The organism is Streptococcus sp. SM3, assembly GCF_027497875.1.
On the sequence record NZ_JAJNSA010000102.1, the window covers coordinates 1 to 8,800 of the forward strand.

Here is an 8,800-nt window from a genome sequence, read left to right on the forward strand (position 1 = left end):
GAGACATAAAATTGATAAAAGCAAAAAAAGGAATAGCGGTTGTATAGAAAAAGAAGAAAGAAACAATAAAAAAGAAGCCTTGCTTGACAGGTTTTCTTAGGATCGCGTATACTAGTAGTACAAAAATGAGATGAAAGACAGGAGTGCCAACATGAAGCGTAACCTTCACGATTATCCAAAATTTTATCGTTGGCTAACCTTGCCTTTTACGAAAAAACCAAGTCGGATACAGGTCCTTAAACGGATGAATCGAATCTTGACGCTTGTGATGCCAGGCGTCTACGGCCTGGTTTTTTGTTGGCTGTTTTTAAAGAAAACTTCGCTTGGAGGAATCTGGCCTTTTTTCTGGATTCCTGCTTCGGGCTTTGTCTTGTTTAGCATCTTTCGTCATTGGGTCAATGTTCCGAGACCTTATGAGAAGTGGGAGATTCAACCCTTATTAGAAAAGAATTCATCCGGACATTCCTTTCCTAGCCGACATGTATTTTCGGCGACCATTATTTCTATGTGTGTCTGTCAGTTGTCGCTTCCGTTTGGAATGTGCTCGATGCTCCTATCTCTTCTATTAGCCCTTGTCCGAGTTCTTGGAGGGGTTCATTATCCCAAGGATGTCCTCGTCGCTTTGGGGCTGGGACTCGTTTGGGGAGGACTCTTTTTGCTGGCTTGAATGAACAAATTGCTGAAAATTGACCTTTGTCTAAGAGCGAGGGATAGTGTATACTGGAAAGTGGACTTAGAATAGGAGAGAAGATGAAGTACAGAAAAGCAGAAAAAGCAGATCTGGATCAGGTGGTTCGAGTAGCCAGTACAGCCTTTGAGGACTATCTATTTTTAAAAGTCATCAAGGATTTGGTTCGGGATCCCAAGCAATATCCTGCCTTTGTTGAGGCAATGATGCGCATCCTGGTAAAGGTTTTTCTCAAGCACCATATTTGCCTTGTGGCAGAAAAAAACGATGAAATTTATGCGGTAGCCTTGTTGCAAAAGGGACCGATTCCTTTTCGGGCCTATCTCTTAAATGGGGGATTCGGTTTGCTCAAGTTTATTTCCTTGAAGAATATGTTGTCCTACTTTAAATTTATGGAGGACACGGATAAGGAATTGGAGCAAAATGTAGACTTTGATTGGTATTTGATGCTTCTCGCAGTCGCCCCTAAACACCAACGGCAGGGCTATGGCAGTCGCTTTATGACAGAAGGAATTGAGCCTTTCTTGGAAGAGATCAAAGGTGAAAAACTAGCCTTTTATACCAATACCAAAGGAAATGTCTATTTTTACACAAAAAATGGCTACAAGGAAGTCTATTCAAGTGAGATTAGCTTTAACCAAGTAGAGATGGGTAGTTGGTATTTCTTGAAAGAACTAAAAAAACACTAAGGATACAACCTTAGTGTCAGATTGATGACAAAGTCATTTTAGAAACTTTCCTTAGGTGAGTACGGACGTCAGCGAACTTCGAAGAAGTTCCATGACTTAGTTTTGAGCCTAAGGTCTCAAAACTCCCGAGCTCTTGAAACTATTAAGTTTCAAGAGCTTTTCTCACGTCGGAAAGTTTCAGTTGATGATTGAATAATTCTAACGAATAAATTTTTTTATTTTTACAGAAGTTAATAGATTTGTATAAAATAGCAATTTGTATACGCCTTCACACTAAGGTTACAATCTTAGTATTTTTTCATTGTAGCTGTGAATCTGCTTGAATGCCGAATTTTTCAAAGAAAGCAGTTCGTTCTTCTATGATAGCATCGGTCGGATGTTTGATATTCCGTAAGAGCTCAACAAGGTCCGGCGTGACTTCACGGAGCAGTTGCCCTAAAGACCAGATAGCCGTTGCAATATGGATCTGATTTTGTGAAGTTTCGATGATGTTCAGGAGTTTAGGGATGGCCGAACGGTCATTGGCATTGGCTAGTGCAATGATGGCATTGCGCTGGAGGATGTTCTTGCCTCGCCAACTTCCAGCAACATGTCCGAATTTTTCCTTAAATTGTCCGTTGGACAGCTCGATAAAAGGAATCAACTCTGGATGAGCCAGATCAGGATCGATTTCCGTTGCTAAGGGATTATCTAGCCCTTTGTTATAAGGGCAACTAATCTGACAAATATCACATCCATAGATGACCGTTTTAATTTTCTTGCGAAATTCTAGGTCCATCATGCCCTTGTCCTGAGTTTGGAAAGACAAACAGCGTTTTGCATTCATAGAGCCATCTCCGATTAGGCAGGAGGTTGGGCATGCATCTAAACAACGGCGACAGTCTCCACAACCATAGTCGACAGGATGATCTGGTTCAATTTCGAGATTGGTAATCAATTCCCCCAAAAACATGTAAGAACCGTATTCTTTTGAAAGGACTAAGCCATTTTTTCCGATAAAGCCAATTCCAGCTCGTTGGGCGACAGCCGTATCAACCAGTGCTCCAGTATCGACCATGCCCTTGTATTCAAAATCTTGCGTCATTTCTTCAATTCCAGCAGCTAAGCGGTTGAGCTTGTCTTGAAGGACATAATGGTAGTCTAATCCCCAGCTGTTGGGCGTGAATTTTCCTCTTTTATAGGCTGTTTTTTGAGGTTGTTGCTTGAGTTTGTGGGGGTAGGCGACAGCGATTGAGATGATCGTCTTTGCGGAGGAGAGACTTAATTTGGGGTGGATGCGCTCTTCAATATTCTTATGCTCGAATCCAGAATTCCGTCCTTCCTCAACGGCCAAGCGGAGCGATTTTTCCAAATAAGCAAAGTCATCAGCAGTTGTAAATCCAATTTTTGAAATCCCAATAGAATGTGCCAGTTGGATAATATTTTCTTTTAGTGTCATCTTTTCCATTATACACAAAAATGAAGATTCTGGCGAGAAAGGAAACGATCAGGAAGGGCTTTCAAAAGCTTTCTTTTTTTTGTATAATAGAAACATGAAATGCGAGGAGGATATCATGGGACAACCATTATTTTTACATTCAGTCATGCAGGAAAAAATTTGGGGAGGAACTCGTCTGAAAGAAGAATTTGGTTACGAAATTCCGAGCGACCATGTCGGTGAATTTTGGGCGATTTCAGCCCATCCACATGGAGTTTCTAAAGTAGCCAATGGTCCATACGAAGGAATGGGATTGGATCAGCTCTATCAAGAGCATCGGGAATTATTCGGTAATCGTAAAGAACCTGTCTTTCCTTTATTAACAAAGATTTTGGATGCCAACGATTGGCTCAGTGTACAGGTGCACCCAGATGATACCTATGCCATGGAGCATGAGGGAGAACTTGGGAAAACCGAGTGTTGGTATGTGATTGCGGCTGACGAAGGATCAGAGATTATCTATGGACACAATGCCGAGTCAAAAGAAGAACTCCGCCAGCAAATCGAAGATAAAAACTGGGATGCCTTGCTGACAAAAGTTCCAGTCAAGGCTGGAGATTTCTTCTATGTGCCAAGTGGAACCATGCACGCCATTGGTTCTGGAATCTTGATTCTTGAAACCCAACAGTCGAGTGATACCACCTACCGGGTTTATGATTTTGACCGCAAGGATGCTCAAGGAAATTTGCGAGAGCTTCATCTAGAAAAATCAATTGATGTGTTGAATATTGGGGAGCCAGCTAATAGCCATCCAGATACAGTTGTGATCGATGATCTTCGGATGACGACCTTGGTTGCAAGTGATTTCTTTACGGTTTATAAGTGGGAACTGACTGGAAAAGCTAATTTTGAAAAGACTGCCGATTACAGCTTATTGAGCGTCTTAACTGGAGAAGGAAAATTGACTGTAGATGGAAAGGATTATCCTATTCAAAAAGGAAGTCACTTTATCTTGCCAAGCGATGTTGAATCTTGGACTTTGGAAGGGCAAGGTTTAGAATTGATTGTAAGTCACCCATAAAAACAAAGGGTTTGAGTAAAACGCAATGGAACTACTCAAGCTTTTTTTCTGAAATAAAACTATTTTTATGTTAAGTCTTGACTCTGACCTAAGGGGAGGGGTTATACTATCCTTGTAATACTCTTCGAAAATCAAATTCAAACCACGTCAGCGTCGCCTTACCGTATATATGTTACTGACTTCGTCAGTTCTATCTACAACCTCAAAGCAGTGCTTTGAGCAACCTGCGGCTAGCTTCCTAGTTTGCTCTTTGATTTTTATTGAGTACAAGGAGGAAATCATGTACCATATCAAAAAAGCTGCAGAGCTGTCAGGTGTCTCTATCAAGACCTTGCACCACTATGATAAGATAGGACTTCTAGTTCCTGTGAAATCTGAAAATGGCTATCGGACATACAGTCAAGAAGATTTAGAACGATTACAGGTGATTCTCTACTACAAGTATCTAGGATTTTCTTTAGACCAAATAGCAGAACTCTTAGCCGAAGAAAAGTCTAACTTATTGCCCCATTTAACCAAGCAGTTAACCTATTTAACTCAGGAAAGAGAACGTCTAGATACCTTGATTTCCACCTTGCAAAAAACCATTCAAGAACAAAAAGGAGAAAGACAAATGACAATTGAGGAAAAATTTACTGGATTTAGCTACCAAGATACTCAAAAATACCATCAAGAGGCGGTAGACAAGTATGGTCAAGAAGTCATGAACCAAGCGCTTGAACGCCAAAAAGGTCGAGAAGATGAGGCAACAAGAGCCTTTAACCAAGTTTTTCAAACTTTGTCGCAAAATCTCAAAGATGGTCTACCCGTATCAGCAAATGAAAACCAAGATCAAGCAGCCAAACTGTTAGACGCGATTCGAACCTATGGATTTGACTGCTCTATAGAGTTTTTTGGCCATATTGGCAAAGGCTATATCTATAATCCAGAATTCAAGGAAAACATCGACAAGTTTGGAGCTGGCACAGCCCAGTACACTTCGGATGTCATTGCCCACTATGTGGCACATCAACCCAAATAAAAAAGAGAGAGTGGGACAGAAATCGGTCATTCGTTAGAATTCGATTTCGTCGTCCCACCTCCGCACAGTTGAGTAGGACTGTAAAAGCTGATGAAATCAGCGCAGTAGAGCCCACTCAACCACTGCGTCTTGCTCGACAATCCAAAAATAATTGAGAGGCTAGGATTTTTGTCCCAGCCTCGTTTTTTGCTTGGATCAATTTGAAAGAAGCGGACCGATCTAAGAGAGGTTGGATAAATGAACACAATGAAAACTTTATGAGAATTTCACAATTTTGGTTGACAGTCTTGAAAAAAAGGAGTAGAATAACCCCTGTTTTATGAAAAGAGGCAGGGAATTCCCGGCCTCATGATCTTTTTTCAAGGAGTTTTTTATGTTTTCAACATTGAAAAAATGGTTTATTGGCCGTCCGTTGAAATCTGGTGCAGAAGGTGAAGGCGGATTGCTAGGGAAAATGCAGGCCTTGGCCATGCTCTCTAGTGACGCACTTTCTTCTATTGCCTATGGTCCAGAGCAAGTTATCTTGGTCTTGATGACCGTATCAGCAGGAGCTATTTGGTGGTCCATTCCAATTGGGATTGTGGTCCTGGTTCTCCTAGCTAGTTTAACGATTTCTTATCGCCAGGTCATTCATGCCTACCCTCAAGGGGGAGGGGCCTACATGGTGACTACGGAGAATTTGTCTCCGAAAGCGGGGTTGATCGCTGGTGGCAGTCTCTTGGTCGACTACATGCTGACGGTAGCAGTGTCTGTTTCTTCCGGTGCAGATGCCATCACGTCAGCGATTCCCTCTCTTCATCCTTATAATCTTCACATTTCCATTTTGTTGGTCTTGGTCTTGATGCTGATGAACCTGAGGGGATTGCGCGAATCGGCGACATCGTTGATGATTCCGGTCTACCTTTTCATTGTCAGTACCATTGCCTTGATCGGCTATGGTGTGATCCAAATTCTGACTGGTCAATTGGCCTATAACGCGACTGCTCATGTGGGTCAAACCATTTCAGGGGTTAGTGTCATTCTCTTGTTGCGGGCCTTTACGAGTGGATCAGCTTCCCTAACAGGGGTTGAAGCTATCTCCAATTCGGTTCCTTTCTTTAAGAAACCAAAAGCAAAGAATGCAGCCTCTACCTTGACCATCATGGCTTTGATTTTAGGGATCATGTTTGCAGGGATTACCTTCCTCAATTACTGGGTGGGTGTCGTACCAGCAAAAGGGGTAACAACTCTAGCTCAAATGGCCCAAGCTATCTTAGGAAATTCTCCGGTCGGACAAGCCTTCTTCTACGTTTTCCAATTATCAACAGCCTTGATCTTGGCAGTTGCGGCGAATACTGGGTTCTCAGCCTTTCCAATGTTGGCCTTTAACATGGCTAAAAACAAATACATGCCACACATGTATATGGAAAAAGGGGATCGTCTGGGCTATTCCAATGGGATTTTGACCTTGGCGATTGGTGCCATCGTCTTGCTCTTGATCTTTGATGGGCAAACAGAAAGCTTGATTCCGCTTTATACCATTGGGGTCTTCATTCCTTTTGCCCTTTCTCAAACAGGGATGGTTATCCACTGGAAACGCCAATATCAAAAAGGATTTCTCAAGTATTCACTTGCCAATATCCTCGGGGCAGCCATCTGTTATGGGATTGTCTTGATCCTCTTGCTGTTCCGTCTGCGTGAGATCTGGCCCTTCTTCCCTATTATCGGTCTTTTGCTTTGGATGTTCTTGAGTATCCGTAATCACTATGATAAAGTTGCGGCTCAATTGCGCTTGGGAGGTAAGATCGAAAAGACAAGTTATGCGGGCAATACCGTGATCGTCCTTGTCGGAAATGTCACTCAGGTAAGTGTGGGAGCGATGAGTTATGCCAATAGCCTCGGAAATGACGTCATAGCCATGCACGTCTCAACAGAAGAAACCAAGGTTAAAGATGCAGAGGTGGCAGAAGAATTTAAGCACTATTTCCCTCATATTCGCTTTGAAAATGTCATGACGAGCTACCGGGATATTATTCAACCAACAGTTGAATTTGTCTCCAAAGTAGCTGAGGAAGCTAAGGAAAAAGGCAATACCGTCACAGTATTAGTCCCTCAATTCATCCCTAAAAAACATTGGCAAAATATTCTCCATAACCAAATGAGTTTGAAATTGAAGTACGCACTTCGTTGGCATGAAGAAGTGGTTGTGGCAAGCTATTCTTACCATTTGTCTGAATAACTATCGCATATAGAAAAGATGTCTGATTGAGCAGGCATCTTTTTGGATTTTCTCACACGAAAAAAACCACTCGAAAGTCTTGTAAGATACAGCCTTGATCTTGAAAAAATGTTAAAAAAATGCTAGAATAAAAAGAACATTTTAGATTTTGAAAAAATCAAAGTAAGGAAAAAAATGGCAAATTTAGTAAAAACAATTATTGAAAATGATCGAGGCGAAATCAAACGCCTTGAAAAAATGGCTGACAAGGTCTTTTCTTATGAAGACCAAATGGCAGCTTTGACGGATGACGAATTAAAAGCGAAAACAGTTGAGTTTAAGCAACGCTATCAAGATGGTGAGTCTTTGGATGATCTCTTGTACGAGGCTTTTGCAGTTGTTCGTGAAGCTGCAAAACGGGTCCTTGGTTTGTTCCCATACAAGGTTCAGGTCATGGGGGGGATCGTTCTTCACCATGGTGACGTTCCAGAGATGCGTACAGGGGAAGGAAAAACCCTGACAGCAACCATGCCTGTATACTTGAATGCCTTGTCTGGTAAAGGGGTACACGTTGTTACCGTCAATGAATACCTGACAGAGCGGGATGCAACAGAGATGGGGGAATTGTACTCATGGCTTGGCCTTTCAGTAGGGATCAACCTGGCAGCAAAATCTCCAGCTGAGAAAAAAGAAGCTTACCTCTGTGATATTACTTACTCAACCAACTCAGAGATCGGGTTTGACTATCTGCGTGACAACATGGTTGTTCGTGCTGAAAACATGGTTCAACGTCCATTGAACTACGCCTTGGTCGATGAGGTAGACTCGATTTTGATTGACGAAGCTCGTACTCCGTTGATCGTTTCTGGTCAGACAGCTTCTGATACGAGCCAGCTCTATCACATGGCGGATGCTTATGTGAAGACCTTGACAGAGGACGATTACATTATCGATGTCCCATCTAAAACCATCGGTTTGTCTGATTCAGGGATTGATAAGGCAGAAAGCTACTTTAATCTTGAAAACTTGTACGATATTGAAAACGTAGCCTTGACCCACTTTATCGATAATGCCCTTCGTGCCAACTACATCATGATTTTGGATATCGACTATGTGGTCAGCGAAGATCAAGAAATCTTGATCGTCGACCAATTTACTGGTCGGACCATGGAAGGTCGTCGTTATTCTGATGGGCTTCACCAAGCGATCGAAGCTAAAGAAGGTGTTCCAGTTCAAGAAGAAACCAAAACATCTGCATCGATTACTTACCAAAACCTCTTCCGTATGTACAAGAAGTTGTCAGGGATGACAGGGACAGGGAAAACCGAAGAAGAAGAATTCCGTGAAATTTATAACATTCGCGTGATTCCAATTCCAACCAACCGTCCGATTGCCCGTATTGACCATCCAGACCTTCTCTACCCAAGCTTGAAATCAAAATTCAAGGCTGTTGTGGAAGATGTCAAGTCTCGTCACGAAAAAGGGCAACCAGTCCTTGTTGGTACTGTTGCCGTTGAAACCAGTGATTACCTTTCTCAATTGTTGGTGCAAGCAGGTGTTCCTCACGAAGTCTTGAATGCGAAAAACCACTACAAAGAAGCGCAAATCATTATGAATGCTGGTCAACGTGGTGCCGTTACCATTGCGACCAACATGGCCGGACGTGGTACCGATATCAAGCTCGGTGAAGGGGTTCGCGAACTCGGT

6 protein-coding genes and 1 pseudogene are annotated in these 8,800 nt (G+C 42.4%); 6 read left to right on the forward strand and 1 reads right to left on the reverse strand.

The window, feature by feature from the left end; translation table 11 throughout:
- Positions 1-151 precede the first annotated feature (151 nt).
- Together PAN06_RS11695 and PAN06_RS11700 are read left to right on the forward strand one after the other, a co-directional pair.
- The gene (locus PAN06_RS11695) at positions 152-667 is read left to right on the forward strand and encodes a phosphatase PAP2 family protein (RefSeq protein WP_269796398.1); all 516 of its coding nucleotides are present in this window, start codon (positions 152-154) and stop codon (positions 665-667) included.
- Between the two features lie 83 nt (positions 668-750).
- Positions 751-1,377 (forward strand): GNAT family N-acetyltransferase, encoded by a 627-nt coding sequence (locus PAN06_RS11700; protein WP_070505233.1) that lies wholly within the window; start codon positions 751-753, stop codon positions 1,375-1,377.
- 298 nt (positions 1,378-1,675) lie between these two features.
- Here the strand turns inward: PAN06_RS11700 and queG are convergent, their stop codons facing one another.
- Positions 1,676-2,815, reverse strand: a complete 1,140-nt coding sequence (gene queG / locus PAN06_RS11705; protein ID WP_269796399.1) for a tRNA epoxyqueuosine(34) reductase QueG — start codon at positions 2,813-2,815, stop codon at positions 1,676-1,678.
- A gap of 115 nt (positions 2,816-2,930) precedes the next feature.
- Here queG and manA point away from each other — a divergent pair, with 115 nt between their 5' ends.
- From manA to PAN06_RS11725, 4 genes and pseudogenes are all read left to right on the forward strand, one after another.
- Positions 2,931-3,875, forward strand: coding sequence for a mannose-6-phosphate isomerase, class I (gene manA, locus PAN06_RS11710; protein WP_269796400.1), 945 nt, complete (start codon positions 2,931-2,933; stop codon positions 3,873-3,875).
- A 280-nt stretch (positions 3,876-4,155) separates the two neighbouring features.
- Positions 4,156-4,896, forward strand: a complete 741-nt coding sequence (locus tag PAN06_RS11715) for a MerR family transcriptional regulator (protein ID WP_269796401.1) — start codon at positions 4,156-4,158, stop codon at positions 4,894-4,896.
- Between the two features lie 373 nt (positions 4,897-5,269).
- Positions 5,270-7,114, forward strand: coding sequence for an APC family permease (locus PAN06_RS11720; RefSeq protein ID WP_021153774.1), 1,845 nt, complete (start codon positions 5,270-5,272; stop codon positions 7,112-7,114).
- Between the two features lie 174 nt (positions 7,115-7,288).
- Positions 7,289-8,800: pseudogene (locus PAN06_RS11725) on the forward strand (preprotein translocase subunit SecA); the annotation flags it as partial.

Bases quoted from the DNA above. Each gene is read 5' to 3' on its own strand.
- PAN06_RS11695 (WP_269796398.1), top strand. From the start codon at position 152: ATGAAGCGTAACCTTCACGATTATCCAAAATTTTATCGTTGGCTAACC.
- PAN06_RS11700 (WP_070505233.1), top strand. From the start codon at position 751: ATGAAGTACAGAAAAGCAGAAAAAGCAGATCTGGATCAGGTGGTTCGA.
- queG (WP_269796399.1), bottom strand. From the start codon at position 2,815: ATGACACTAAAAGAAAATATTATCCAACTGGCACATTCTATTGGGATT.
- manA (WP_269796400.1), top strand. From the start codon at position 2,931: ATGGGACAACCATTATTTTTACATTCAGTCATGCAGGAAAAAATTTGG.
- PAN06_RS11715 (WP_269796401.1), top strand. From the start codon at position 4,156: ATGTACCATATCAAAAAAGCTGCAGAGCTGTCAGGTGTCTCTATCAAG.
- PAN06_RS11720 (WP_021153774.1), top strand. From the start codon at position 5,270: ATGTTTTCAACATTGAAAAAATGGTTTATTGGCCGTCCGTTGAAATCT.